The sequence below is a fragment of the Candidatus Nanopusillus massiliensis genome (assembly GCF_920984865.1).
The window spans coordinates 495,470-496,046 of sequence record NZ_OV100765.1 but is presented as its reverse complement, the minus strand read 5'-3'; the positions used below and the strand labels follow the sequence as shown (position 1 = coordinate 496,046).

Sequence of the window (577 nt, the reverse complement as noted above, 5' to 3'; positions counted from 1 at the left end):
GGGCATCAAATGCCTGTAGTTGAGGAAGTAAAACAGGAAAGTCAAGAATCTTAATATATTTTTGATAATCCCTTTTCATCTTCTATTATTATNNTTAATTCCCTTTTATTATTCAATACATCTTCTATATAATTTATTTTTTCTACTATTTTGTCATATTTTTCTTTATCATCAGAATATAGTATCCTAAAGNNTTCTAAATTATTTTTTACATTCATTAAAAAATCATCTATTGTTCTAATTTCAAATTTTGATTCAATACCTGGATTTATCTCTATTTCAATTTCTTTTAATATTATTTTTGCATAAGGAGATTTTAAAAATAACTTTCTTGTTTTTTCTATATTATCTATCTTATATTCTATTTTTACATAGCCTCTATCTTCTAATGGTGTTATTTCATATGTTTTATAACCGCAAGAATTACATTTAAATACATAAAGTAATGACTTACCTATTTCTGGAAAATCATATTCAATTGTTTTTACTTCAATATCCTTTGAATTACAAACTGGACAAGAATCTGTTAAGATTATCATATATATTTAATAATCTAAATATTAAGTTTATCTGAGCT

At 22.3% G+C, this 577-nt stretch carries 1 protein-coding gene; it reads right to left on the bottom strand.

The genetic code is table 11. The features are described 5' to 3' along the window. Positions 1-50: 50 nt before the first annotated feature. A complete protein-coding gene (locus tag LUA84_RS03455; protein ID WP_231434453.1) occupies positions 51-539 on the bottom strand; it encodes a ZPR1-type zinc finger protein in 489 nt (162 codons plus the stop codon). Between the last annotated feature and the right edge of the window lie 38 nt (positions 540-577).